Here is a 23,179-nt window from a genome sequence, read left to right as displayed (position 1 = left end):
CCCGCAGTCTGCCAGCCGGGGGCCTCCGGGGGTTGCGCTACACGGCGGCGCCGTCGCCGAATTCGGCGACCGCTTCGCCGACGATCCGCTCCAGGCGGGCGTGGTGGGCGCCGCGCCAGTAGACGCGCTCGCAGTGCGCGCACTGCGCGAAGACGTCGTACGACCGGTGCGTGCCGCCCTCCAGGCGGTCGCCCACGCTCGCCTTGTCGGCCACGCGTAGCGGACCGTTGCAGGCGGTGCAGCGGGTCCAGGGCGCGAGCGTGGGCGCGAAGCGGCTGAGGACGTCGCGCAGTTGCTCGTCGGGGTTGTCGCTGTAGACGTACGCGCCGGCGAAGATCTCGCGGCGGCGCAGCAGGCCGCGGTCGCGGGAGAGCAGGACGCGGCGTTCGGCGGCGGAGCGGGTGGCGAGGGCGGGGTCGCCGATGTCCTCGTTCTCGTACGCGGCGTCGACGCCGAGCAGGCGCAGGCGGCGGGCGAGGGTGCCGAGGTGGACGTCGAGGAGGAAGCGCAGGGGTGCGCCGGGGATCTGCTGGGGGCGGTCCACGCCGAGCACCTCGACGGATTCGCCGGCTCGGGGCACGTAGGAGACGGGTACCTCGTGGCCGTCGACGAGCAGGCGGCCGACCTCGGTGAGCGGGACCCCGGCCGATTCGACGACGTGGCCGATGCTGGAGGCGCCGTCGGTGATGGTCGGTGTGCGTTCGGCGCGGCGGCTGGGCGCGGCGAAGAGACGCAGTTCGGGGGCGAGGGTGAGCTGAATGCCGGGACCGTTCACGGCCCCAGCATGCCATTGGGTGGCCGCGCCGCGCGGCTGGTTTATGAGCTCGCGGTGGCTTCGTCGTAACGGGCGCGGTGGGCGTTGACCTGGTCGAAGTGGTTCTCGGCCCAGGTTTTGACGGAGGAGAGGAGGCAGCCGAGGTTGCCGCCGAGTTCGGTGAGGCGGTAGTCGACGCGGACGGGGACGGTGGGGGTGACGGTGCGGGTGACGAGGCCGTCGCGTTCGAGGGAGCGCAGGGTCTGGGTGAGCATCTTCTGGCTGACGCCGGGGATCTTGCGGCCGAGGTCGCTGTAGCGCATGGCGCCGGTCTCCGCCTGGCCGAGGGCGCTGAGGATGAGGGCGACCCACTTGTCGCTGATGCGCGCCAGGAGCTGGCTGGTGGGGCAGTCCTTGACGAAGGCGTCGTAGGCGGCTCGGGCCTCTTCGCGGAGTTCGGCGGCGGTGCGGGTGGCCATGGGTGCCCACTTCCGGGTTGGGTACGCACTCCGGAGTGCGTACTTACGAAAAGAGAGTACCTCTCCTTAGGTTAGTGCCATCGAAGCGGCACGAAACCGGGGAGAAGACATGAGCACGCAGACGCAGACCGGGGCGCAGGCCGGGACCATGCGGGCGGTGGTCGTCAGCGCCTTCGGTGGGCCGGAGCGGGTGGAGATCGTCGAGGTGGAGGTCCCGCGGCCGGCGGCCGGGCAGGTCCGGGTGCGGGTCCGTGCCGCCGGGGTGAATCCGGTGGACGGTGCGGTCCGCGCCGGTGTCTTCGGCGGCGCCGGGCAGCGGCTCGGGCTGGGCTGGGACGTGGCGGGCGAGATCGACGCGGTCGGGCCGGAGGTGACCGGCTGGACGGTCGGCCGGCGCGTGGTCGGGCTGCACTACGGCGCGCTGAAGCCGCTCGTCGGTACGCACGCGGAGTACGTGGTGCTGGACGCCTCGGCGGTGGCGCCGGCCCCGGAGACGGTGGACGACGCGGCCGCGGCGGCGCTTCCGCTGAGCGGGCTGACCGCCGCCCGCGCGGTCGGCCTGCTGGGGCTGGAGCCCGGCTCGTCGGTGCTGATCACGGGCGCGGCGGGTGTCGTCGGCGCTCTCGCCGTCCAGCTCGCGGTCCGCGCGGGGCTGGTGGTGACGGCCCTGGCGGGTGCGGGGGACGAGGAGTTCGTACGGTCGCTGGGCGCGACCGGCTTCGTACCGCGCGGCTCGGCTCCGCAGGAGGCGGTGGACGGCGTCCTGGACGCGGCGGTCCTGGGCGGCCCCGCGCTGTCCTTCGTCCGCGACGGCGGTGTCTATGTCGGCCTGATCCCGCAGGCGGCCCCGGCCGCGGAGCGGGGTGTGCGGGTGGTGGAGCAGGAGGTCGCGCCCGACGGCGCGCACCTGGCCCGGCTGGTGTCCCTGGTCGACGAGGGCGTCCTGACGCTACGCGTCGCGCAGACCCTGCCCCTGACCGAAGCCGCCAAGGCGCACGCCCTCCTCGCCGAGCCGGGCACCCGCGGCCGCATCGTCCTCACGTCGGCCTGACCCGGCCGCCGCCCAGGGGCCGCCGCTCCCGCCGACGGGCGGGGGCGGCTCAGGCGTCGAGGGCGTGTCCGCGAAGCAGCGCCGTCAGGGCCCGCGGCATCCGGCGCCGCGCATCGCGAGGCGGAGGGTCGCTCGTGCGGGGCGTGCTCGTGCGGGCCCGACAACGCGGCGAGAGGTGCGGGGCCGGACGTCGCGGGCCCGAGGGCACCTCCCAGCTCGCTGGGGGAGGGACTTTTGCGGACACGCCCTCAGGGCCGTGGTCGGCAGGGCTCACCGGATCGTGCCGTCCGGCGGTGCGGCTTCCCCGGCTACCGTGGGGAGGTGCCGTGCCGGGCGTCGTGACCCGGTGAACCCTGCCGGTCAGGGCAGCAGGCGCAGGCGCCAGTCGTTGCTCGGGTGGGTGACGCCCTTGGGGTACTCCACGTCGACCGCCCCCAGGCACTCGAAGCCCGCCCGGCGGCAGACCGCGTTGGAGGCCGCGTGGTCGATGCCCGGGAAGGCATGGAGCGCGCGGCGGGAGCCGTGGGCGCGGACGTACGCGATGAGTTCCGCCAGCGCGGCCACCGCCAGCCCACGCCCCTGGTACTCCGGCAGGACGCCCCAGCCGGTCTCGTACACGGGCCCGCCGCGCCACTCCTGTGGCCAGAAGCCGACGGAGCCGACGCCCTCGCCGGTCGAGGCGAGGTTCACCCGGAACATCCGCCCGGCCGCCGGATCGCTCGCGCTCAGGGCCTCGTACCGCCGCTGCCGGTCGGCGAGCTTCTCCTCGCTCTCCGGCCCGCCGAGGAACTTCGTCATTTCGGCCGAGTTCTTGCGCTCCAGCAGCCAGAAATCGTCCTTCGCCCATGGCGTGAGCCGTACTGAGGGGCTTTCCGTCTCCGTCATGCCCGCGAGGCTACGTTTGCCCCGACCCCTCCCACACCGGCCTCCAGGGACATGGATCTCCGACAAGCCGGCGCCGCGGAGTCGCGGACAAGGCGGTGGCGGTGCCCCGGGGGTTTATGCGGGGGCTGCGAGTCGAGGCGGGCGGCGCGGGGCCCGGCTACGGCCAGACCAGGCAGTACGGCTGGTGGCCCGCCTCGTGGAGGCGGTGGGAGAAGTCCTGCCACTCGTGCAGGAGCTGGTAGACGTTGAACGCGTCGCGCGGGCCGCCGCGGTCGGGGACCGTGGACCAGATGAAGGCGGCCGCGCCGACCGACTCCTCGCCCACGCCGCGCAGCGGGTCGACCACCGTCATGGGGAGCTTGACCACCGCGTAGTCGGGGTGGAGGACGACCAGCTCCAGCGGGGGAACCTTGTGCAGGGGTATGCCCTCGATGCCGGTCAGGACCATCGCGGCCACGGTCTCCGGCTTGATCTTGGTGAACATGCCGCCCATGCCGAGCTCGTCACCGCCGAGCTCCTCCGGCCGCATCGTCACCGGCACCCGCGCGGCCGTCGCGCCGTCCGGGGCGCCGAAGTACTTGTACGTCACTCCCATGCCGCGGCCCCGGGGGAGGTCCTCCGGCGCCTGCGTGGGTCCTGGTGCGGGATCGGCCGCCTCCGCGGCCCTGCGCCGGTGCTTGCCACGGCGGCGGGCATCGCGGGCGCGCTGGGGATCCAGGCCGTCCGTACCCTCGCCCGGTCCACCACCGCGTTGCATATCTCCACCCGACTGGTATTGCCTGCCCCGGCCCCGCGGCCCCCGCCACGCAGCCTGATCATCATGGCAGTGACCTCCCCCGCGGCGGCGCGGTGAAACGCCCGTCCGCAAGTCTGTCGCGGCCTCTGAGACCATGGCTGGTGTGAGCTACCCGTACCCGTATGAAGCCCCAGTTTCGCAGACGCTCTTCGAGCGCGCCTCCCTCGTGACCCCCGGCGGCGTGAACTCTCCCGTACGCGCCTTCCGTGCCGTGGGCGGTACGCCCCGGTTCATGGTGTCCGGTACCGGTCCGTATCTGACCGATGCCGACGGGCGTGAGTACGTCGACCTGGTCTGCTCGTGGGGGCCGATGATCCTCGGCCACTCCCACCCCGACGTGATCGAGGCCGTCCAGGCCGCGGTCGCCCGCGGCACCTCCTTCGGCACGCCCGGTGAGGGCGAGGTCGCGCTCGCCGAGGAGATCGTCGCCCGTATCGAGCCCGTCGAGCAGGTGCGCCTGGTGTCCTCGGGCACCGAGGCGACCATGTCGGCGATCCGGCTGGCGCGCGGCTTCACCGGCCGCGCCAAAATCGTCAAGTTCGCCGGCTGCTACCACGGTCATGTCGACGCGCTGCTGGCCGCCGCCGGTTCCGGCCTGGCGACCTTCGCGCTACCGGACACCCCCGGTGTGACCGGAGCGCAGGCCGCCGACACGATCGTGCTCCCCTACAACGACCTCGAAGCGGTACGGGCGGCCTTCGCCGCGCACCCCGGCGAGATCGCCTGCGTGATCACCGAGGCCGCCCCCGGCAACATGGGCGTCGTCACCCCGGGCGAGGGCTTCAACCAGGGCCTCGCCGACCTGTGCCGCGAGAACGGCGCCCTGTACATCTCCGACGAGGTCATGACCGGATTCCGTACCTCCCGCGCCGGCTGGTACGGCGTGGACGGGGTCAAGCCCGACCTGATGACCTTCGGCAAGGTCATGGGCGGCGGCTTCCCGGCCGCGGCGTTCGGCGGGCGCGCCGACGTCATGGGCCACCTGGCACCCGCCGGGCCGGTCTACCAGGCGGGCACGCTCTCCGGTAACCCGATCGCCACCGCCGCCGGTCTCGCGCAGCTGCGCCTGCTGGACGCGGCGGCGTACGAGAAGGTCGACGCGGTGTCGAAGGAGATCCAGGACCTGGTCTCCGGGGCGCTCTCCAAGGAGGGTGTGGCGCACCGCGTCCAGACCGCGTCCAACATGTTCTCCGTCTTCTTCACCGAGGACGAGGTACGCGACTACGACGACGCGAAGAAGCAGGAGAGCTTCCGCTTCAACGGCTTCTTCCACTCGATGCTGGCGCAGGGCGTGTACCTGCCGCCGTCGGCCTTCGAGTCCTGGTTCGTGTCCACGGCGCACGACGAGCGGGCGGTCGAGCGCATCGCCGCCGCGCTGCCGGCCGCCGCCGCTGCCGCCGCCGCCGCGGAGGCGACGGCATGAGCGCCGACGGCAGCAGCGAGATCACCGTCGTCCACCTGATGCGGCACGGCGAGGTGCACAACCCGGACGGCGTCCTCTACGGCCGCCGCTCCGGCTACCACCTCTCCGAGCTGGGCCGGCAGATGGCCGACCGGGTCGCCGAGCACCTCCAGGACCGGGACATCACCTACGTGGTGTCCTCCCCCCTGGAGCGGGCGCAGGAGACGGCGGCGCCGATCGCCAAGACGCACGGCCTGGACCTCGCCATCGACGTCCGGCTGATCGAGGCGGGCAACGTCTTCGAGGGCAAGACCTTCGGCGTCGGCGACGGCGCCCTGCGCAGGCCGGGCAACTGGAAGCACCTGACGAACCCGTTCAAGCCGTCCTGGGGCGAGCCGTACGTCGAGCAGGTCGTACGGATGATGACCGCGCTGGAGACGGCGCGCGACGCGGCCCGCGGACACGAGGCGGTCGCCGTCAGCCACCAGCTGCCGATCTGGATCGTGCGCAGCTTCGCGGAGAAGCGCCGGCTGTGGCACGACCCGCGCCGCCGCCAGTGCACGCTGGCGTCGCTGACGTCGTTCACGTACCAGGGCGACCGGCTCGTGTCGGTGGGCTACAGCGAACCGGCCCGCGACCTGGTCCCGTCCCATCTCCTGGCCGGAGCGAAGCCGGTGAAGGGCAAGTCGAAGGCCTTCGGAGCCTGATCCCTGGCCGGGCGTCCACCGGGGCCCCGCGGCCCCGGGCCGTGACCCGGCTCGGGCCACGGGCCTCCCCCTCGGTACGGGGTTCGGGCTCGGGTTTTTCGAAGGGCGCGGGAGGAATGTTGGTTCAGGGGGTCGACATCCCTGGAATATCCGCTTATACGGCAGTTCATGAGCGATGTGCGTGACTTCAGTCGACGGGGAGTGCTCGGGCTCGGGATCGGGGCCATCGCGGGCTGCGGAGGCGGCGGCGGCGGGTCCGGGCCGGGCAGTCCCGGTGCGATAGCCGGCGGCGCCGTGCGGCCGATCGGCGACGGTTCCACCGCCGACACCGGCCCGCAGCCCCACCAGCCGCCCAAGGCCGTCCCCCTCCAGCCCGGTGAGACGCCGCCGCAGTTCGTCGTCTTCAGCTGGGACGGCGCGGGGGAGGTCGGCAACGGCCTGTTCCCCCGCTTCCTCAAGCTCGCCAAGGACCACGGCGCGGCCATGACCTTCTTCCTCTCCGGCATCTACCTGCTGCCCGAGTCGAAGAAGCACCTCTACCGGCCGCCGAACAACCCGGTCGGCGCCTCCGACATCGGCTACCTCAAGGACGAGAACGTCCGCGCCACCCTCGGCCACATCCGTCAGGCCTGGCTCGACGGCCACGAGATGGGCACCCACTTCAACGGCCACTTCTGCGGCGGCTCCGGTTCCGTCGGCAAGTGGACCCCGGCCGACTGGCAGAACGAGATCGACCAAGCCGTCTCGTTCGTCACCAACTGGCGCACCCACACCGGTTTCACCGACCTCGAACCCCTCCCCTTCGACTACCGCAAGGAGCTGACCGGGGCCCGTACCCCCTGCCTCCTCGGCCAGGACAACCTGCTGCCCACCGCCCAGAGGCTGGGCTGGCGCTACGACTCCAGCTCGCCCGGCGGCCTCCAGGTGTGGCCGGTGAAGAAGTCGGGGGTGTGGGACCTGCCCCTGCAGTCGCTCCCGTTCCCCGGAAAGCCGTACGAGGTCTTGTCCATGGATTACAACATCCTGGCGAACCAGTCCAAAAGCACCACCAAGGGCGACCCGGCCAACTACCCGGCCTGGCGCGCCCAGGCCACCGCCACCTACCTCGGCGGCTTCCGGCGGGCCTACGAGACCAACCGGGCGCCGCTCTTCATCGGCAACCACTTCGAGGAGTGGAACGGCGGCATCTACATGGATGCCGTCGAGGAGGCCCTCAGAGGCATGGCGGACAAAAAGGACGTACGCCTCGTATCCTTCCGGCAGTTCGCCGACTGGCTGGACGTCCAGGAGCCGGCGGTGCTGGCGAAGCTGCGCACCCTCGCCCCGGGCCGGTCGCCGACCGGTGGCTGGGGCACGTACCTGACCAGCGCCTGACCAGCGACTCACCACCCCGTCGGGGGGTGCGGAAGATCCGCAAATCGCCCATGCGAAACTTTTCACATGAGCCTTAGCCGCGCCCGTGTCCGTCGATGTAGCCGCCGCTCGACCAGCGGCCGCGCCACCCTGCTGACCGCGGTGACCCTCGTCGGCGCCCTGACCCTGTCGGCGTGCGGCGATTCGGGCAGCGGTGGCAGCCCGACCGGCTCCGCCGGCGGCAACTACGTGACGGGCCCCAGCGGCATCTCCACCGTCGCCAGGGGCGAGCGTACGGACGCCCCCAAGCTCGACGGGGAGACCGTCGACGGCAAGACCCTCGACACCACCACCCTCAAGGGCAAGGTCGTCGTCCTCAACGTATGGGGCTCATGGTGCCCGCCGTGCCGAGCCGAGGCGCCGTACTTCGCCAAGGTGGCGAAGGAGCTGGCCGACGGCGGCAAGGACGTCGCCTTCGTCGGGCTCAACACCCGCGACAACAGCAAGCAGAACGCCGCCGCCTTCGAGGAGAACTTCGGGATCACCTACCCGAGCCTCTACGACCCGGACGGCAAGCTGATGCTCCGCTTCCCCAAGGGCACGCTCAACGCGCAGTCCATCCCCTCCACGATCGTCCTCGACAAGGACGGCAAGATCGCCGCCCGCACCCTGGTCGCGGTCAACGAGGAGCAGCTGCGTTCGATGATCGACCCGCTCCTCGCGGAGAAGTGACCTCATGGTCGAGTACGTCCTCGCCGCCGAGGTGACGGGTATGAACCAGACCGTCTTCAGCGGTGCACTGCTGCTGGCACTGCCGATCTCCCTGCTCGCCGGGCTGGTTTCCTTCTTCTCGCCGTGCGTGCTGCCCCTGGTCCCCGGCTACCTCTCCTACGTGACGGGCATCGGCGGAGCCGACCTCGCCGAGGCCCGGCGCGGCCGGATGGTGGGCGGCGCGAGCCTGTTCATCGCGGGCTTCACGGCCGTCTTCGTCTCGACCGGAGCCCTGTTCGGCCACTTCGGCCAGACCCTCGCGGACAACAAGCAGATCATCTCCCAGGTCCTCGGCGGGCTGGTCATCCTGCTCGGTCTCTTCTTCATGGGAGCGATCCCGGGCCTGACGATGCGGGAGTTCCGCTTCCACAAGAAGCCGACGACGGGCCTGATCGGCGCGCCCGTGCTCGGCGTGCTCTTCGGTGTCGGCTGGACGCCCTGCATGGGACCGACCCTCGCTGCCGTCAACACGCTCTCCCTCGACCAGGCGAGTGCCGGTCGGGGCGCACTGCTGACCGTCGTGTACTGCCTGGGGCTCGGCCTGCCCTTCATCCTCACCGCGCTCGCCTTCCGCAAGGCGCTCGGCGTGTTCGGCTGGGTGAAGCAGCACTATGCGTGGGTGATGCGCATCGGCGGCGGCATGCTGGTCCTGACCGGCCTGCTGCTCGTCACGGGAATGTGGACGGACATCGTCAGCGAGATGCAGAGCTGGACCGACGGCTTCACGGTGGGGATCTGAGGACTTGACGGACACGGACATGAGTACGACCGACAAGGCGCCCACCGGGGCGCCGCACGAGTCCGCCACCGCCCAGGACCGGGCCGGGGACCGGGCCGACGCCGCCGCCGGAGCGCAGCTTTCCACGGCGCCCCTGGAGGACGGTGCGACCGCTCCCGTCGGGATCGGCGTGATCGGCTGGGCCCGCTGGTTCTGGCGGCAGCTCACCTCCATGCGGGTGGCGCTGATCCTGCTGTTCCTGCTCTCCCTCGGTTCCATCCCCGGCTCGCTCATCCCGCAGACGCAGGTCGACGCGATGAAGGTCGCGGAGTGGAAGGACACCCACGAGTTCTGGGTTCCGTTCGCCGAGAAGCTCCAGCTCTTCGACGTGTACAGCTCGGTGTGGTTCTCCGCGATCTACATCCTGCTGTTCGTGTCGCTGATCGGCTGCATCGTGCCCCGCACCTGGCAGTTCGTCGGCCAGCTCACCGGCCGCCCGCCGGGCGCCCCCCGGCGCCTGGACCGGATGCCGGCGTACACGACGTGGCGTACGGACAAGGCCCCGCAGGAGGTCCTCGCCTCGGCGCGGACCCTGCTCGGCGGTCGGCGCTTCCGTACCGAGGCGGGCGCCGGAGCCGTCGCCGCCGAGAAGGGCTACCTGCGCGAGGCCGGGAACCTGGCCTTCCACATCGCCCTGATCGTGCTGCTGGTGGCCTTCGCGGCCGGGCAGCTCTTCAAGTCCGAGGGCGGCAAGCTCGTCCTGCGCGGCAAGGGCTTCTCCAACACGCTCACCCAGTACGACGACTTCAAGTCCGGCAGCCTCTTCGACTCCGACGACCTGCCGCCGTTCTCGTTCACGCTGGACAAGTTCGACGCGACGTACGAGCAGACGGGCCCGCAGAAGGGCACGCCCCGCGACTTCAAGGCGTACGTCACCTACAGCGAAGGGGCCGACGGGCAGCCGCGGAAGGCCGAGATCGAGGTCAACACGCCGCTGGAGATCGACGGTTCCAAGGTCTTCCTGCTGGGGCACGGCTACGCGCCGGTCATCTCGGTGACCGACCCCACCGGCAAGGTGATCTACAAGGACGCCGTGCCGATGCTGCCCTTCGACTCCAACCTGAGCTCCTCGGGCGCGGTCAAGGTCCCGGACGGCTACCGGAACAAGGACGGGGCCAAGGAGCAGCTCGGCTTCAACGCCATGTTCGTGCCGACCTTCGCCGGTGAGGGCAAGGGCACGATGCTCTCGCAGTTCCCGGCGCTGGACTTCCCCGTCCTCGCGCTCAGCGCGTACCACGGCAGTCTGGGCGTGGACGCGGGCCTGCCGCAGAACGTGTACCAGCTGAACACCTCCAAGATGAAGGAGTTCAAGGACGCCGACGGCGCGCTCTTCAAGCAGAAGCTGCTGCCCGGCGAGACGATGACCCTGCCCGACGGTGCGGGCACGGTGAAGTTCGAGGGCATCGAGCGCTGGGCGACCTTCCAGGTGTCCCAGCAGCCCGGCAACGTCCTCGCGCTCGTCGGCGCGGTGGCGGCCATCGCCGGACTGGCCGCGTCCCTGTTCATCCGGCGGCGCCGGATCTGGGTCCGCGCGGTGGCCGGCGAGGACGGCGTGACCGTCGTCGAGATGGCGGGCCTCGGCCGCAGCGAGTCCGCCAGGCTCCCGGAGGAGCTGGCGGACCTGGCCGCCACGTTGCACGAGCAGGCGCCCTCGGCCTCCCCGACGCCTGAACCTGTCGAAGTCGAAGAAGGAGAGCGCGGATGACGCCGCTCGCAGCCGCAGCCAACGAGAACCTGGCTGAGATCAGCAACTACCTGATCTATTCGTCGATGGCGGTCTACACGCTCGCCTTCCTCGCGCACATCGCCGAGTGGGTCTTCGGCAGCCGCAGCAAGGTGGGCCGTACGGCCGCCGCCCTGACCGGGGCCGAGCGCGCGGAAGCCCCCGCCGTGCGGGTGCGCGCGAAGGGGGGCACGGCCGTCCTCGACAAGCCGAAGGTCGTGACCCGCTCCGCCGCCGGCACCCGCGACGTCCCCGACGGCCCCGGCGCCGCCGGCGGCACCGTGCAGGGCGACCTGTACGGGCGGATCGCGATCTCGCTGACCGCCCTCGGCTTCCTCATCGAGGCGGGCGGCGTCGTCGCCCGCGCGATGTCGGTGAAGCGGGCCCCCTGGGGCAACATGTACGAGTTCTCGATCACCTTCTCCACGGTGGCCGTCGGCGCGTACCTGGTGCTGCTGCTCCTGAAGAAGAACGTCCGCTGGCTCGGCCTGATCCTCGTCACGACGGTCCTGCTCGACCTCGGCATCGCCGTCAAGGTGCTCTACACCGAAAGTGACCAGCTCGTCCCCGCCCTGGACTCGTACTGGCTGTACATCCACGTCTCCACCGCGATCTTCTGCGGTGCGGTCTTCTACATCGGCGCGGCCGGCACCGCCCTGTACCTCTTCAGGGACTCCTACGAGAACCAGCTGGAGCTCGGCCGCACGCCGGGCCGTTTCCGCACGTCAATTATGGAGCGGCTGCCCTCGGCGGCCTCGCTGGACAAGTTCGCGTACCGGATCAACGCCGCCGTCTTCCCGCTGTGGACCTTCACGATCGTCGCGGGCGCGATCTGGGCCGGCGACGCCTGGGGCCGCTACTGGAACTGGGACCCGAAGGAGGTCTGGTCCTTCGTGACCTGGGTGGCGTACGCCTGCTACCTGCACGCGCGCGCCACGGCGGGCTGGAAGGGCCGCAAGGCCGCGTACCTGGCGCTCTTCGCCTTCGCCTGCTGGATCTGGAACTACTACGGCGTGAACATCCTGCTCAGCGGCAAGCACTCGTACGCGGGCGTCTGACCGCCGGGAGTGGGACGCTGGTGTCATGTCTCCTGTGAGCCATGGCACCAGCGAGCCGGGCGGCGAGGGCCGCCGGCTCATCCGCTTCGAACTGCACGTCCCGCACGCCTACGAGGACGTGTGGCCCGTCCTGACCACGGCGGACGGGCTGCGCGGCTGGCTCGCGGAGGCGGAGGTCCTGGAACGGCGGCTCGGCGGAGCCGTCACACTGCGCCGACCGACCGCGGGCACCGCGGTGTCGGGGCACATCACGGCCTGGGACGTCGAACGGGTCGTCGAGTACACGGTGAGCGAGGAGGGGCGGATCCGCTTCCACCTGGAGGCCGTGGGTACCGACTCGACGGTGATCCGCTTTTTGAATGAGCGCAGCTTGAATGAGCGAAGCTTGAATGAGCGCAGCCTGAACGACGGGGGCGGCCGGGAGTCCGAGCTCCTCGACTGCCTGGCCGACTGGCACGAGCGCTTCGAGCGGCTGGAGGCGGCGCTGGCCGGGTACCCGGCCGACTGGGACGCCTGGACGGACGCCCGCCGGGCGGATCTGCGGGCCTCCTACGCGGCCCTCTCCGGCGCCTGAGTCCTCCCTCACCACACGGGTCGCAGCGGCGGCAGCCCCCCGGGCCCGTTCAGCGCCCGTACGACGCGGGTCAGCTCGCCGCGCAGCGCCGCGAGGTCGGCCCGTGTGCCGAGTTCGGCCTCCAGCTCGTGCAGGATCCGGCCCGCGACGGCCAGGTGGTCGGTGGCGGCCCGGGTCAGGACCACGAGCTTGCGCCGCCCGCCTTCGGGATGCGGCTCGCGGCGGACGTAGCCGCGCTTTTCCAGGTCGTCCACGATCTGCCCGGCGGCCTGTTTGGTCACGCCGAGGCGTTCGGCCAGTTCGCTGGCGGTGGCTCCGGGGCCCTTCAGGGCCTGGAAGGCCATGCCGTGCAGGGGGCGCAGGTCGGTGTATCCGGCGGCGGCGACGCGCCGGGAGAACTCGCCCAGCATCAGCTGGAAGCCGATTCCGAGCAGGAAGGTCAGCTCGAGGCCCCCGGCGCGGTCCTTTTCTTCTGCGGTTACTTCTTCGGTCACGGAAACATGGTGACACGAGCGGGTCAAGCTGCTTTACTCCTCGCAAGTAAAGCAGCTTGACTCACTCGAACGAGAAGACGAGGACCGCCACCTTGCACGTGATCACCGCTTCCCCCGAGAACGTCACCGTCACCCCGAACGCCACCATGACCGGCTTCGCCGCCCCCAGCCGGGGCAGCGCCGAGCTCAGCACCTGGCGCGTCGAGATGGCCGCCGGGGCCACCGGGCCAGAGCACTCCGTCACCCGTGAGCAGGTCTGGCTCGTCACCTCCGGCACGCTCAACGTGACCTGCGACGGCCGCACCGAGAAGGTCGGCGCCGGCCAGACACTGGTGCTCCCGCCGGACGTGCTCCGCCAGATCCGGGCCGAGGCCTTCGAGGCCTACGTCGTCATGCGCGCGGACGGTGTCGTCTCGGTCCCCGGCACCGAGGGCACCCGCCCCCTGCCCTGGGCGCAATAGCCCCTACCCCTACGGGCAGCTGCGCAAGGGCGACTTCGACGTACAGGTCGGCGAACGCCATCGCCGGGGACCTGCGCCCGTACGCCGCGAGGCGCGGAGCCCGCGCGGACACCGGCCGGGCGGCCGACGGCCTGGTCTGGCGGGCGGCCGACAACACGGGCGCCGTACGGGCCTTCGCGCGCGCCGCGTCGCACGCCGCGTCCGTGGCACCGCAGCGGGTCCGGGACAGCCCTTAGGCCCGGTCGTCGGGTCCCTTGTCGGGTCCCTTGTCGGGGTCCTTGTCCTTGTCGGTTTCCTTCTCGGTGTCCTTCGCCTTCGGAGCGTCCGTGCCGTTGCCGGCGTCCCGGTTCTTGTCCTCGCGCTCGTCGCGCAGCGACTTCAGGAACTCCGGGTTGTCGTCGGGCGCCACCCACTGGGTCCGGCGCGCCCGGCCGCCGCCGCCGAAACCACCGCCGTTGCCGCCGCCCCCACCGACCGCGGACCGCTTCTTGCCCGCGAACAGCCACACCACGGGGCCGACGATGGAGAAGAGCAGGATGATGATCACCCAGACCGGCTTGGGAAGGCTCTTGACCTCCTCCTCCGGCGTGTTCAGGCAGTCGATGAAGGCGTAGATGGTCAGGCCGATGATCAGCAGGAACGGCAGATAGCGCAGCACGGTGCGGGATCGACTCCCAGGCAGTGGCGGCGGGCCCACGCAGGGCCCCGGTGACGCTTCCAGGGTAGTAGGTGACGGATACTGACCCCTATGGCTTACGACGATCTCCGCTCGCTGCTCCGGGCTCTGGAGCGGGAGGGCGACCTCAAGCGCATCAAGGCCGAAGTCGACCCGTACCTGGAGGTCGGGGAGATCGTCGACAGAGTGAACAAGGCGGGCGGCCCGGCGCTCCTCTTCGAGAACGTCAAGGGCTCGGCGATGCCGCTCGCCATGAACGTCTTCGGGACCGACCGGCGCCTGCTGAAGGCCCTCGGACTGAAGTCGTACGCCGAGATCAGCGAGAAGATCGGCGGCCTCCTCAAGCCCGAGCTGCCCCAGGGCTTCATCGGCGTCCGCGAGGCCTTCGGCAAACTCGGCTCGATGGTGCACGTGCCGCCGAAGAAGGTGAAGGGCGACGCCGCGCCCGTCCAGGAGGTCGTCCTGACCGGCGACGACGTGGACCTCGACCAGCTCCCGGCGCTCTTCACCTGGCCCAAGGACGGCGGGTCCTTCTTCAACCTGGGCCTGACCCACACCAAGCACCCCGAGACCGGCGTCCGCAACCTCGGGCTCTACCGGCTCCAGCGCCACGACAAGCGCACCATCGGCATGCACTGGCAGATCCACAAGGACAGCCGCAACCACTACGCGGTCGCCGCCGCGAAGGGCGAGCGGCTGCCGGTCGCGATCGCCTTCGGCTGCCCGCCGGCCGTCACCTACGCCTCCACCGCGCCGCTGCCGGGCGACATCGACGAGTACCTCTTCGCCGGGTTCGTCGCGGGCAAGCGGATCGAGATGGTCGACTGCAAGACGGTCCCGCTCCAGGTCCCGGCCCACGCCGAGGTCGTCATCGAGGGCTGGCTGGAACCGGGGGAGACGCTCCCCGAGGGCCCCTTCGGCGACCACACCGGCTTCTACACCCCGCAGGAACCCTTCCCGGCGCTGAAGATCGACTGCGTGACGATGCGCAGGCGTCCGCTCATCCAGTCGATCGTGGTCGGCCGCCCACCGACCGAGGACGGTCCGCTGGGGCGCGCGACGGAGCGCTTCTTCCTGCCGCTGCTGAAGATCATCGTCCCGGACATCGTGGACTACCACCTGCCGGAGTCCGGCGGCTTCCACAACTGCGCCATCGTCTCGATCGACAAGAAGTACCCGAAGCACGCGCAGAAGGTCATGCACGCCATCTGGGGTGCGCACATGATGTCGCTGACCAAGCTGATCATCGTGGTGGACAAGGACTGCGACGTCCACGACCTGCACGAAGTGTCCTGGCGGGCGCTCGGCAACACGGACTACTCCCGCGACCTGACGGTCGTCGAGGGACCGGTGGACCACCTCGACCACGCCTCGTACCAGCAGTTCTGGGGCGGCAAGGCGGGCATCGACGCGACGAAGAAGCTGCCCGAGGAGGGCTACACACGCGACGGCGGCTGGCCCGACATGGTCGAGTCCGACCCCGATACGGCCGAACGGGTGACCCGTCGTTGGAAGGAGTACGGACTGTGAGGTATCAGGCGACGATGGCCTCGGAGAGGGCCGGGCATGCTCCCCGCCGCTGCGGGGATGACTCGGAGTACGGCCTGTGAGCACTGTCGACATGGGCGGCCCGGCCCTCTTCATCGGCGACGAGACCTACGTGGCGCTCGTGCGCCCGCGGCTCGACCCCGCCGACCCCGACGTCCGGCTGGCCGCCGAGCAGGCGGGCGTCTCGCCCGAGGAGTTCGCGGGCCCCGGAGACGTCTGGGCCCTGACGTGGGACCAGGAGGACGGCCAGGGCGACGGCTTCGAGCTGCCCGGCCTGCGCGACGCCGAGGCGGAGGACTTCGCGGAGCGCCTGCTGGCCGCGCTCGCCGCCGGCGGCCCGTTCACGGTCGAGGCGGGCGCCGTGCTGCGCCTCGACGCCCGCCCGGCCGGCGAGGGCTTCGCCTTCCTGGCCCGGGTCACCCCGCCGGAGGGCGAGGGGACGGAGCCGCTCGACGTGGAGATCGGCCCGGTTCCCACCGACGGGCTGCGCGCCGACCTGGAAGAGTTCCGGAGGTCCCTCGGATGACATCGGCTGCCGAAGGAGTCCTCGGACCCGGCTCCGCGCCGCAGGCGACCAACAAGGTCAAGGCCTTCCTGCGGCTCGTGATGATCGAGCACTCGGTCTTCGCGCTGCCCTTCGCCTACATCGCCGCGCTCACCGCCATGTTCCGGCTCGACCGGACCGTGCACTGGGGCACGCTGCTGCTCGTCACCATCTGCATGGTGGGGCTGCGGACCTTCGCCATGGCCGCCAACCGGATCATCGACCGGGAGATCGACTCCCGGAACCCGCGCACCGCCGGGCGTGAGCTCGTCACCGGCGCGGTGTCGGTGCGCTCCGCCTGGACGGGGGCCGGGATCGCGCTGGTCGTCTTCCTGGGCTCGGCGGCACTGCTCAACCCGCTGTGCCTGGTGCTGGCGCCGCTGGCCGTGGTGCCGATGGTGGTCTACCCGTACGGCAAGCGGTTCACGGACTTCCCGCACGCCATCCTGGGCCTGGCCCAGGCGATCGGCCCGGTCGGGGCCTGGCTGGCGGTCACCGGGGAGTGGTCCTGGGACGCGGTGATCCTCGGCCTCGCCGTGGGCGTGTGGATCGGCGGCTTCGACCTGATCTTCGGCTGCCAGGACGTGGCCGCCGACCGGGCGGAGGGCGTCCGGTCGGTCCCGGCGCGCTTCGGCATCCCCGCGGCCCTGTGGGGCGCGCGCGGCGCGCACGTGGTGACCACCGGCCTGCTGGCCTGGTACGCCCTCGCGACGGACGCGGGGATGTTCTTCTGGCTCGGTCTGCTGATCGTCGTAGGGGCCTTCCTCTACGAACACACCATCGTCAAGCCGCACGACCTGTCACGCCTCAACCGGGCGTTCTTCACAGTCAACGGTTTCATCGGCATCGCCCTTTTCGTGTGCGCCGTGCTGGACCTGGCCGTCCGGGGGCTCGCCCTCTAGGGCAGGGCCCGGCGGCCGGGGAAGAGGAACGCCGCTCCGATCCCGGCCAGCAGGCCGAAGAGGTGGCCCTGCCAGCTCACCGCCGAGTCGGACGGCAGGACGCCGGCCAGGAACGTGGTCCCCCACACGGCGGCTATGAGGATCCCGGTCAGCACGCCCAGCGGGCGCCGCTCGACGAAGCCGCGGATCAGCAGGTATCCGAACAGGCCGAAGACCAGCCCCGAGGCGCCCGCCGTGATGCTGTGCTCGGGAGAGACCAGCCAGACGCCGATGCCGTCCACGACGATGATCGCCGCGCACACGGCCAGGAACCGGCGTATGCCGTCGAGCGCGGCGACGAAGCCCAGCACCAGCAGCGGGACGCTGTTCGCCCCGACGTGGTCGAAGCCGTAGTGGAGGAAGGGGGCCAGCGGTATGCCGGTCAGCCCGTCGGTATCGCGTGGCGTGATCCCGTAGCCGTCCAGGGCGTGCCCGGTGGCCAGATCCACCACCTCGAGCAGCCACAGCAGGGCCACCCAGCCCAGCATCAGCAGCCCCGCCGCCCTGGCCCGCCCGGTCCGTGTCAGGCCCCACTCCTGCGCCGTGCTCATGATCTCCCCCTTCTCGTCCCACTCCGTGAACGTGCGGACACCTTGAGGAGTGCCCGCGCGCGGTGGCCGGATAGTCTCGGCGGTATGACTGAGCGCAAGCGCACCCCGTGGGTGGTCGGGGTTTCCGGGGCCTCCGGGACGCCGTACGCGGCGGCGGTGATCCGGGGACTGCTGGCGGCCGGAGAGAGTGTGGACCTGGTGGTCAGCCGGGCCTCGCGCCTCACCCTGCTGGACGAGACGGGGATCGCCTTCCGGGACGCGCACTGGCGGGACGACCTGGCCGAGTGGCTCGGCCGGGGGGCCGACGGCAAGCCGGGGACCTTCGAGACGCGGACGGGCGACGTCCGGTACTGGGGGGCCGGGGACTTGGCCGCCGGTCCGAGCTCCGGCTCGTACCCCGTCAAGGGGATGCTGATCGTGCCCGCGTCCACGGCCTGCGTGGCGGGGGTGGCGCTGGGGTTGTCGAAGGACCTGCTCCAGCGCGTGGCGAGCGTGACGCTCAAGGAACGGCGCCGGCTGGTGGTCGCGGTGCGGGAGACCCCGCTGAACGGACAGACGCTGAAGCACCTGGTGGCGCTGGACGAGGCGGGCGCGGTCGTACTGCCCGCCTCTCCGGCGTTCTACGCGGGTGCGACGCACATCCAGGACCTGGTGGACTTCGTCGCGGGGCGGGTGCTCGACGCGGCAGGGGTGCCGCACGGGCTGTACCGCCGTTGGGAGGGCGAGCTCGGGGGCTCGCGTCCTGCCCGGGGGGCAAGCGGCGGTGACTAGCGCTTCTTGGCGCTGCGCGGCTTGCGGGTCTTGTCGACGCGGTGGGCGGCGGTGGGCTGGTCGGTGCGGGATCGGTTGGCCAGCTCCTGGAGCTGTCGCATGTGTGCGTAGGCCATCTCGATCGTGTACACGGTGAACCACTCCTGAAGATCGTCATTGATCTGTTGAAAGATTCACAGGGAGTTGACCCTGTGTGCCTTTAATTCTATACCTAGACTCGCAAGATCTCCGAATAATGGAAGGCTCCACGTCATGGACACGGTCGACAGGCAGCTCATCCAGGCACTCCGCGAAAACGGTCGTGCCTCGTACGCGGAGCTGGGCCGTCTCGTGGGCCTCTCCGGCCCCAGCGTCACCGACCGCATCAACCGCCTGGAGACGGCGGGCGTGATCACCGGCTACCGCGCGACCGTGGACTCGGCCTCGCTCGGGCTCGGCGTCACCGCGCTGATCGGCATCTCGCTCTCCGACGCCGCCGACCACGAGGACGTGGCGCGCCGGCTGCGCGACCTCGCGGAGATCGAGGACTGCTGGTTCATCGCGGGCGACGACTCCTTCATGCTGAAGGTCCGCGCCAACGACGTCGACGGCCTGGAGAAGATCATCCGCAGGCTCTCCGGCACCAAGGGCGTCTCCCGCACCCGCACCACGATCGTGCTGTCCACGAAGTGGGAGAACCGGGTCGGAGAACTGCCCGAGGAGAGCTGAGAGTACGGTTGGTGACGGTTGCAGGCAGGACGGGACACACAAAGGGGACACCGGCATGGACGCTGGGCTCAAGCGCGAGCTGGAGGAGAAGGTCCGCTCCGGCGAGCGGCTGACTCGTGAGGACGGCATCGCCCTCTACGCGTCGGACGACCTGGCCTGGCTCGGCGGCCTCGCCCACGAGGTGCGCATGCGCAAGAACGGTGACGTCGTCCACTTCAACGTCAACCGCCACCTCAACATGACGAACGTGTGCACCGCGTCGTGCGCGTACTGCTCGTTCCAGCGCAAGCCGGGCGAGAAGGACGCGTACACGATGCGCATCGAGGAAGCCGTCCGCCTGGCCAAGGCCATGGAGAACGAGAACCTCACCGAGCTGCACATCGTCAACGGCCTGCACCCCACCCTGCCGTGGCGCTACTACCCGCGCTCCCTCTCCGCCCTCAAGGAGGCGCTGCCGAACGTCTCGCTGAAGGCGTTCACGGCCACCGAGATCCACCACTTCGAGACGATCTCCGGCCTCTCGGCGTCCGAGATCCTCGACGAGCTGATCGACGCCGGCCTCGAATCGCTCACCGGTGGCGGCGCGGAGATCTTCGACTGGGAGGTGCGGCAGCACATCGTCGACCACCGCACCCACTGGGAAGACTGGTCGCGCATCCACCGCCTCGCGCACGCGAAGGGCCTCAAGACCCCCGCGACGATGCTGTACGGGCACATCGAGGAGCCGCGTCACCGGGTCGACCACGTACTGCGACTGCGTGAACTCCAGGACGAGACCGGCGGTTTCCAGGTCTTCATCCCGCTGCGCTACCAGCACGACTTCGTGGACATGAAGGACGGCAAGATCCGCAACACGCTCCAGGCGCGGACGACGATGGCGACGGGCGCCGACGCGCTGAAGACCTTCGCCGTCTCCCGGCTGCTCTTCGACAACGTGCCGCACGTCAAGGTCTTCTGGGTCATGCACGGCGTGCAGACCGCCCAGCTCGCGCTCCAGCACGGCGCGGACGACATGGACGGCTCGGTGGTCGAGTACAAGATCACCCACGACGCGGACGACTACGGCACCCCGAACAAGCTGGGCCGCGAAGACCTCCTGGAGCTCATCCGCGAGGCAGGCTTCCGCCCCGTCGAGCGCAACACGCGCTACGAGATCATCCGCGAGTACCCGGGCCCGGACGCCGGCCTGCGCGAGTCGCCGCAGGCGATGCGCGTCTGACGCGGGCAGCTCTGCCGCTCCGGCCGCGCCCCTTTCCCCGTCAGCGGGGGGAGGGGCGCGGCCGTGTCGTGCGGTGCGGGCTCGGGCGGTACTCCGTTGCCGCACGATCTAGTAATGATTAAGATGCGCCAATGACCCTTACGTTTACCTTCGATCCGGTGGTCGACGAGGCCCTGCGCGACGGCATCGCCGAGCTGTGGACCGAGGTGTCCAACGCCGGTGGCGCGGTCGGCTTCGTCCCGCCCGTCACGCGCGACATGGTCCGGCCGGAGCTGGTCAAGCACCTCGTCGCCATGTCGGAGGGCCGCCACCGGCTGCTCGTCGGCCACGACGAGGCGGGCGCCGTCGTCGCCGCCGCCTTCCTGGCGTTCAACACCCACCGCCTTCAGCAGCACTGGATCTGGGCGTACACGGTCATGGTCAGCCCCGCCCTCCAGGGCCGCGGCGCCGGCCGTGACCTGATGGCGGCCGCCGCCGACGCGGCCCGCTCCCTCGACGGCATAGAGGCCATCCGCCTCTCCTGCCGGGGCGGGCTCGGCCTGGAGCACTTCTACGCGGCCTGCGGCTACAAGGAGGTGGGCCGCGTCCCGGACGCCATCCGGGTGGCCCCCGGCGACGACCGCGACGACATCACGATGCTGCTGCCGCTGCACTGACCCCGGGCGGGGCTGTCCGTGCGGGCGTGCTTCACTGGTTGGGCATGTGCCGACCGCAGGACGACGAGAGAGAAGGGGTCACCGTGTCCCTCAAGCCGAGCGCGACGATCCGCTACACCGCGATGCGTCTGGGCATCTTCGTCGGATGCCTGGTGGTCGTCGCGGTGCTGGTCCGTGTGGGCTGGGTGCCCGCCGGGCTGGGTGACGCCAACTTCGCCTGGGTCGTGCTGCTCGCCCTGGTGATCTCCGCGCCGCTGTCCTTCGTACTGCTGCGCAAGCAGCGCGACGAGATGTCCGCGCAGATCTCCGGACGTGTCGCGGGCGCGAAGGAGAAGCTGGCCGCGAACCGCAGCCAGGAGGACGCGGCCGACGACGCCGCGCGCCTGAGCTGACGCGAGGCCGCCGCCCGTTAGCTTCCTCACAGACGGAGCGGGACCTCACAGACGGAACAGCCCCGGCACCGGGAACACCCCCGGTCGCGCCGGGGCTTCCGTGTTTTCCGGGCCGGCCGCGGCGTGGGGCTGGGTCAAAGAAAGCCTTTGAGATTCTCAAAGGAGAAGTGTTAGCGTGTTCAACATGTCGACCACAGTTGCGCACCCGATGACCGCGAGCGTTCCGCTCGTGGCGCGCCTGCACGTCGACCTCTGCCGCCGCGTGTCCGCGGCCTGTTGCTGTAGCCGCTGAGTCCGCTGATCGCGCTTCGCCGTTGAGCTGAATCGATACAGCAGCGGTCCCGGCCGGCCCGGCCCTTTTCCGGCTGCTGCCGCACCGCACCCCCTTGCAGAAACCTTCCGCCGTACGTTGTGCGTCACCCCCGGAGAGTGTCCGTGTCCGCGTCCCCCCAGGCCCAGGCTCCCGCCAAGGCCTCGTTCAAGCTGCCCTTCAGCTTCCCGTTCTGGGCCCAGATCGTCACCGGTCTCGTGCTCGGCGTCCTGTTCGGCTGGCTCGCCCGCAGCCAGGACATCAGCTGGCTGAAGACCACCCTGGAGCAGGTCGGCGACATCTTCGTCCAGCTCCTGAAGCTGGCCGTCGCCCCGCTCGTCTTCTTCGCGATCCTGGTGTCCATCACCAACCTGCGGAAGGTGAACAACGCCGCACGGCTCGCCTCCCGCACGCTGCTCTGGTTCATGATCACTTCGCTGATCGCGGTCGGCATCGGCCTCGCGATCGGCCTGCTGACCGACCCGGGCGCCGGCACCGGCCTCACCCCGGCCGACGGCAAGGAGCCCAAGCGCCAGGGCTCGTGGATCGACTTCCTGACCGGCATCGTGCCGAAGGACGTCATCACGCCGTTCACCGAGCTGAACGTGCTCCAGATCGTCTTCATGGCCGCCGTCGCCGGTATCGCCGCCCTCCAGCTCGGCAGCAAGGCGCAGCCCGTCCTCCAGCTCGCCGAGTCGGTCCTGGAACTCCTCCAGAAGGCCCTGTGGTGGGTCATCCGCCTCGCCCCGATCGGCACCGTCGGTCTCATCGGCACCGCGATAGCCAGCTACGGCTGGGAGCTGATCGGCAAGTACGCGACCTTCACCGCCGACGTGTACATCGGCTCGGCCCTCGTGATGTTCGGCGTCTACCCGCTGCTGCTGGCCACCGTCGCCAAGGTCAACCCGGTCCAGTTCTTCAAGGGCGCCTGGCCCGCGATCCAGCTGGCCTTCGTCTCCCGCTCGTCGGTCGGCACGATGCCGGTCACGCAGAAGGTCACCGAACGCCTCGGCGTCCCGAAGGAGTACGCCTCCTTCGCGGTCCCCTTCGGCGCCACGACCAAGATGGACGGCTGCGCCGCGATCTACCCGGCGCTCGCCGCGATCTTCATCGCGAACATCTTCGACGTGCAGCTGGGCATCAAGGAGTACCTGCTCATCGCGTTCGTCTCGGTCGTCGGCTCGGCGGCCACGGCCGGCCTGACCGGCGCGACCGTGATGCTGACCCTGACCCTCTCCACGCTGGGCCTGCCGCTGGCCGGCGTCGGCCTGCTGATGGCGATCGACCCGATCCTGGACATGATCCGCACGGCCACGAACGTGGCCGGGCAGGCCGTCGTCCCGGTCATCGTCGCGGCCCGCGAGGGAATCCTGGACAAGGAGGCCTACGCCTCCGCCTCGTCCTCCCCGCTGGACGACATCACGTCCGCCCCGTCCGCCCCGGCCACGACCCCGGTCGCCGTGCCCGCCTGACGCCCTTCCGGCACCCCGCTCACAGCAGCCCCCGCCCCGTCCGGCGGGGGCTGTGGTGTGCGGTGCCTCTGGGAGCGGGCCGTGGCGAGCTGGCGCAGGCGGCAG

The 23,179-nt window shown here is 70.7% G+C and carries 27 protein-coding genes; 19 read left to right on the top strand and 8 right to left on the bottom strand.

The window, feature by feature from the left end:
• Nucleotides 1-37: 37 nt before the first annotated feature.
• On the bottom strand, nt 38-775 hold the full coding sequence (locus ACWDYJ_RS22245) for a Mut7-C RNAse domain-containing protein (protein ID WP_451567316.1): 738 nt from the start codon (nt 773-775) through the stop codon (nt 38-40).
• A gap of 41 nt (nt 776-816) precedes the next feature.
• Nucleotides 817-1,233 carry a winged helix-turn-helix transcriptional regulator gene (locus ACWDYJ_RS22240; protein ID WP_451567315.1) on the bottom strand — a complete coding sequence of 139 codons (417 nt, stop codon included), beginning with the start codon at nt 1,231-1,233 and terminating at the stop codon, nt 817-819.
• A gap of 148 nt (nt 1,234-1,381) precedes the next feature.
• Here ACWDYJ_RS22240 and ACWDYJ_RS22235 point away from each other — a divergent pair, with 148 nt between their 5' ends.
• Nucleotides 1,382-2,284, top strand: a complete 903-nt coding sequence (locus tag ACWDYJ_RS22235; protein ID WP_451567330.1) for an NADP-dependent oxidoreductase — start codon at nt 1,382-1,384, stop codon at nt 2,282-2,284.
• Nucleotides 2,285-2,644: 360 nt separating this feature from the next.
• On the opposite strand, the gene ACWDYJ_RS22230 is transcribed toward ACWDYJ_RS22235, so the two are convergent.
• Together ACWDYJ_RS22230 and ACWDYJ_RS22225 are read right to left on the bottom strand one after the other, a co-directional pair.
• Nucleotides 2,645-3,169 carry a GNAT family N-acetyltransferase gene (locus ACWDYJ_RS22230; protein ID WP_451567314.1) on the bottom strand — a complete coding sequence of 175 codons (525 nt, stop codon included), beginning with the start codon at nt 3,167-3,169 and terminating at the stop codon, nt 2,645-2,647.
• 157 nt (nt 3,170-3,326) lie between these two features.
• Nucleotides 3,327-3,764: a hypothetical protein gene (locus tag ACWDYJ_RS22225; RefSeq protein ID WP_389711126.1), complete on the bottom strand. Its 438-nt coding sequence runs from the start codon at nt 3,762-3,764 to the stop codon at nt 3,327-3,329.
• Between the two features lie 295 nt (nt 3,765-4,059).
• Between ACWDYJ_RS22225 and hemL the strand changes: the two genes are divergently transcribed.
• From hemL to ACWDYJ_RS22185, 8 genes are all read left to right on the top strand, one after another.
• The gene (hemL, locus tag ACWDYJ_RS22220) at nt 4,060-5,388 is read left to right on the top strand and encodes a glutamate-1-semialdehyde 2,1-aminomutase (protein WP_451567313.1); all 1,329 of its coding nucleotides are present in this window, start codon (nt 4,060-4,062) and stop codon (nt 5,386-5,388) included.
• Nucleotides 5,385-6,074: a histidine phosphatase family protein gene (locus tag ACWDYJ_RS22215; protein ID WP_451567312.1), complete on the top strand. Its 690-nt coding sequence runs from the start codon at nt 5,385-5,387 to the stop codon at nt 6,072-6,074. The genes hemL and ACWDYJ_RS22215 overlap by 4 nt, the downstream gene beginning before the upstream one ends.
• 177 nt (nt 6,075-6,251) lie before the next feature.
• Complete coding sequence (locus tag ACWDYJ_RS22210) at nt 6,252-7,448, top strand: hypothetical protein (protein ID WP_451567329.1); 1,197 nt, start codon at nt 6,252-6,254, stop codon at nt 7,446-7,448.
• A gap of 66 nt (nt 7,449-7,514) precedes the next feature.
• Entirely contained in the window at nt 7,515-8,159 is a 645-nt protein-coding gene (locus ACWDYJ_RS22205; protein WP_451567311.1) for a TlpA family protein disulfide reductase, read from the top strand.
• A 4-nt stretch (nt 8,160-8,163) separates the two neighbouring features.
• Nucleotides 8,164-8,937, top strand: coding sequence for a cytochrome c biogenesis CcdA family protein (locus tag ACWDYJ_RS22200; protein ID WP_451567310.1), 774 nt, complete (start codon nt 8,164-8,166; stop codon nt 8,935-8,937).
• Between the two features lie 19 nt (nt 8,938-8,956).
• Nucleotides 8,957-10,681, top strand: a complete 1,725-nt coding sequence (gene resB / locus ACWDYJ_RS22195) for a cytochrome c biogenesis protein ResB (RefSeq protein WP_451567309.1) — start codon at nt 8,957-8,959, stop codon at nt 10,679-10,681.
• Nucleotides 10,678-11,757: a c-type cytochrome biogenesis protein CcsB gene (gene ccsB, locus ACWDYJ_RS22190; protein WP_451567308.1), complete on the top strand. Its 1,080-nt coding sequence runs from the start codon at nt 10,678-10,680 to the stop codon at nt 11,755-11,757. The genes resB and ccsB overlap by 4 nt, the downstream gene beginning before the upstream one ends.
• Nucleotides 11,758-11,782: 25 nt before the next feature.
• Nucleotides 11,783-12,331, top strand: a complete 549-nt coding sequence (locus ACWDYJ_RS22185) for an SRPBCC domain-containing protein (RefSeq protein ID WP_451567307.1) — start codon at nt 11,783-11,785, stop codon at nt 12,329-12,331.
• 8 nt (nt 12,332-12,339) lie between these two features.
• Here the strand turns inward: ACWDYJ_RS22185 and ACWDYJ_RS22180 are convergent, their stop codons facing one another.
• Nucleotides 12,340-12,741, bottom strand: a complete 402-nt coding sequence (locus tag ACWDYJ_RS22180; RefSeq protein WP_451567328.1) for a MarR family winged helix-turn-helix transcriptional regulator — start codon at nt 12,739-12,741, stop codon at nt 12,340-12,342.
• A 140-nt stretch (nt 12,742-12,881) separates the two neighbouring features.
• Here ACWDYJ_RS22180 and ACWDYJ_RS22175 point away from each other — a divergent pair, with 140 nt between their 5' ends.
• Entirely contained in the window at nt 12,882-13,286 is a 405-nt protein-coding gene (locus ACWDYJ_RS22175; RefSeq protein ID WP_451567306.1) for a cupin domain-containing protein, read from the top strand.
• 232 nt (nt 13,287-13,518) lie between these two features.
• Here the strand turns inward: ACWDYJ_RS22175 and ACWDYJ_RS22170 are convergent, their stop codons facing one another.
• A complete protein-coding gene (locus tag ACWDYJ_RS22170) occupies nt 13,519-13,944 on the bottom strand; it encodes a PLD nuclease N-terminal domain-containing protein (RefSeq protein WP_451567305.1) in 426 nt (141 codons plus the stop codon).
• Nucleotides 13,945-14,034: 90 nt separating this feature from the next.
• Here ACWDYJ_RS22170 and ACWDYJ_RS22165 point away from each other — a divergent pair, with 90 nt between their 5' ends.
• From ACWDYJ_RS22165 to mqnP, 3 genes are all read left to right on the top strand, one after another.
• Nucleotides 14,035-15,492 carry a menaquinone biosynthesis decarboxylase gene (locus ACWDYJ_RS22165; protein WP_451567304.1) on the top strand — a complete coding sequence of 486 codons (1,458 nt, stop codon included), beginning with the start codon at nt 14,035-14,037 and terminating at the stop codon, nt 15,490-15,492.
• Nucleotides 15,493-15,568: 76 nt separating this feature from the next.
• Entirely contained in the window at nt 15,569-16,036 is a 468-nt protein-coding gene (locus ACWDYJ_RS22160; RefSeq protein WP_451567303.1) for a hypothetical protein, read from the top strand.
• Nucleotides 16,033-16,956, top strand: a complete 924-nt coding sequence (gene mqnP / locus ACWDYJ_RS22155) for a menaquinone biosynthesis prenyltransferase MqnP (protein WP_451567302.1) — start codon at nt 16,033-16,035, stop codon at nt 16,954-16,956. The genes ACWDYJ_RS22160 and mqnP overlap by 4 nt, the downstream gene beginning before the upstream one ends.
• Here mqnP and ACWDYJ_RS22150 read toward each other — a convergent pair.
• Nucleotides 16,953-17,546, bottom strand: a complete 594-nt coding sequence (locus ACWDYJ_RS22150) for a rhomboid family intramembrane serine protease (RefSeq protein ID WP_451567301.1) — start codon at nt 17,544-17,546, stop codon at nt 16,953-16,955. The two genes, mqnP and ACWDYJ_RS22150, sit on opposite strands and share 4 nt — an antisense overlap.
• Nucleotides 17,547-17,630: 84 nt before the next feature.
• Between ACWDYJ_RS22150 and ACWDYJ_RS22145 the strand changes: the two genes are divergently transcribed.
• The gene (locus tag ACWDYJ_RS22145) at nt 17,631-18,317 is read left to right on the top strand and encodes a UbiX family flavin prenyltransferase (RefSeq protein ID WP_451567300.1); all 687 of its coding nucleotides are present in this window, start codon (nt 17,631-17,633) and stop codon (nt 18,315-18,317) included.
• Here the strand turns inward: ACWDYJ_RS22145 and ACWDYJ_RS22140 are convergent.
• Nucleotides 18,314-18,448, bottom strand: coding sequence for a hypothetical protein (locus ACWDYJ_RS22140; protein ID WP_451567299.1), 135 nt, complete (start codon nt 18,446-18,448; stop codon nt 18,314-18,316). The genes ACWDYJ_RS22145 and ACWDYJ_RS22140 overlap by 4 nt on opposite strands.
• A 121-nt stretch (nt 18,449-18,569) precedes the next feature.
• Between ACWDYJ_RS22140 and ACWDYJ_RS22135 the strand changes: the two genes are divergently transcribed.
• From ACWDYJ_RS22135 to ACWDYJ_RS22115, 5 genes are all read left to right on the top strand, one after another.
• A complete protein-coding gene (locus tag ACWDYJ_RS22135; protein WP_451567298.1) occupies nt 18,570-19,025 on the top strand; it encodes an Lrp/AsnC family transcriptional regulator in 456 nt (151 codons plus the stop codon).
• A 55-nt stretch (nt 19,026-19,080) separates the two neighbouring features.
• Nucleotides 19,081-20,244, top strand: a complete 1,164-nt coding sequence (mqnE, locus tag ACWDYJ_RS22130; RefSeq protein ID WP_451567297.1) for an aminofutalosine synthase MqnE — start codon at nt 19,081-19,083, stop codon at nt 20,242-20,244.
• Nucleotides 20,245-20,375: 131 nt separating this feature from the next.
• A complete protein-coding gene (locus ACWDYJ_RS22125) occupies nt 20,376-20,900 on the top strand; it encodes an N-acetyltransferase family protein (protein ID WP_451567296.1) in 525 nt (174 codons plus the stop codon).
• A 44-nt stretch (nt 20,901-20,944) separates the two neighbouring features.
• The gene (locus ACWDYJ_RS22120) at nt 20,945-21,292 is read left to right on the top strand and encodes a DUF4229 domain-containing protein (RefSeq protein WP_451567295.1); all 348 of its coding nucleotides are present in this window, start codon (nt 20,945-20,947) and stop codon (nt 21,290-21,292) included.
• A gap of 435 nt (nt 21,293-21,727) precedes the next feature.
• On the top strand, nt 21,728-23,074 hold the full coding sequence (locus tag ACWDYJ_RS22115) for a dicarboxylate/amino acid:cation symporter (RefSeq protein ID WP_451567294.1): 1,347 nt from the start codon (nt 21,728-21,730) through the stop codon (nt 23,072-23,074).
• Nucleotides 23,075-23,179: the final 105 nt, after the last annotated feature.

It is taken from the genome of Streptomyces sp. NPDC003042, from assembly GCF_053591315.1.
The sequence above is the reverse complement of the archived record's forward strand: the minus strand, read 5'-3'. Positions and strand labels throughout refer to the sequence as shown.

Excerpts from the sequence above, each read along its gene's own strand:
- ACWDYJ_RS22235 (WP_451567330.1), top strand. The coding sequence starts at position 1,382 with ATGCGGGCGGTGGTCGTCAGCGCCTTCGGTGGGCCGGAGCGGGTGGAG.
- ACWDYJ_RS22240 (WP_451567315.1), bottom strand. The coding sequence starts at position 1,233 with ATGGCCACCCGCACCGCCGCCGAACTCCGCGAAGAGGCCCGAGCCGCC.
- ACWDYJ_RS22230 (WP_451567314.1), bottom strand. The coding sequence starts at position 3,169 with ATGACGGAGACGGAAAGCCCCTCAGTACGGCTCACGCCATGGGCGAAG.
- ccsB (WP_451567308.1), top strand. The coding sequence starts at position 10,678 with ATGACGCCGCTCGCAGCCGCAGCCAACGAGAACCTGGCTGAGATCAGC.
- ACWDYJ_RS22225 (WP_389711126.1), bottom strand. The coding sequence starts at position 3,764 with ATGGGAGTGACGTACAAGTACTTCGGCGCCCCGGACGGCGCGACGGCC.
- ACWDYJ_RS22185 (WP_451567307.1), top strand. The coding sequence starts at position 11,783 with ATGTCTCCTGTGAGCCATGGCACCAGCGAGCCGGGCGGCGAGGGCCGC.
- ACWDYJ_RS22205 (WP_451567311.1), top strand. The coding sequence starts at position 7,515 with ATGAGCCTTAGCCGCGCCCGTGTCCGTCGATGTAGCCGCCGCTCGACC.
- ACWDYJ_RS22180 (WP_451567328.1), bottom strand. The coding sequence starts at position 12,741 with ATGCTGGGCGAGTTCTCCCGGCGCGTCGCCGCCGCCGGATACACCGAC.
- ACWDYJ_RS22145 (WP_451567300.1), top strand. The coding sequence starts at position 17,631 with ATGACTGAGCGCAAGCGCACCCCGTGGGTGGTCGGGGTTTCCGGGGCC.
- ACWDYJ_RS22125 (WP_451567296.1), top strand. The coding sequence starts at position 20,376 with ATGACCCTTACGTTTACCTTCGATCCGGTGGTCGACGAGGCCCTGCGC.
- ACWDYJ_RS22215 (WP_451567312.1), top strand. The coding sequence starts at position 5,385 with ATGAGCGCCGACGGCAGCAGCGAGATCACCGTCGTCCACCTGATGCGG.
- hemL (WP_451567313.1), top strand. The coding sequence starts at position 4,060 with ATGGCTGGTGTGAGCTACCCGTACCCGTATGAAGCCCCAGTTTCGCAG.
- mqnP (WP_451567302.1), top strand. The coding sequence starts at position 16,033 with ATGACATCGGCTGCCGAAGGAGTCCTCGGACCCGGCTCCGCGCCGCAG.
- ACWDYJ_RS22200 (WP_451567310.1), top strand. The coding sequence starts at position 8,164 with ATGGTCGAGTACGTCCTCGCCGCCGAGGTGACGGGTATGAACCAGACC.
- resB (WP_451567309.1), top strand. The coding sequence starts at position 8,957 with ATGAGTACGACCGACAAGGCGCCCACCGGGGCGCCGCACGAGTCCGCC.
- ACWDYJ_RS22150 (WP_451567301.1), bottom strand. The coding sequence starts at position 17,546 with ATGAGCACGGCGCAGGAGTGGGGCCTGACACGGACCGGGCGGGCCAGG.
- ACWDYJ_RS22135 (WP_451567298.1), top strand. The coding sequence starts at position 18,570 with ATGGACACGGTCGACAGGCAGCTCATCCAGGCACTCCGCGAAAACGGT.
- ACWDYJ_RS22165 (WP_451567304.1), top strand. The coding sequence starts at position 14,035 with ATGGCTTACGACGATCTCCGCTCGCTGCTCCGGGCTCTGGAGCGGGAG.
- ACWDYJ_RS22120 (WP_451567295.1), top strand. The coding sequence starts at position 20,945 with ATGTGCCGACCGCAGGACGACGAGAGAGAAGGGGTCACCGTGTCCCTC.
- mqnE (WP_451567297.1), top strand. The coding sequence starts at position 19,081 with ATGGACGCTGGGCTCAAGCGCGAGCTGGAGGAGAAGGTCCGCTCCGGC.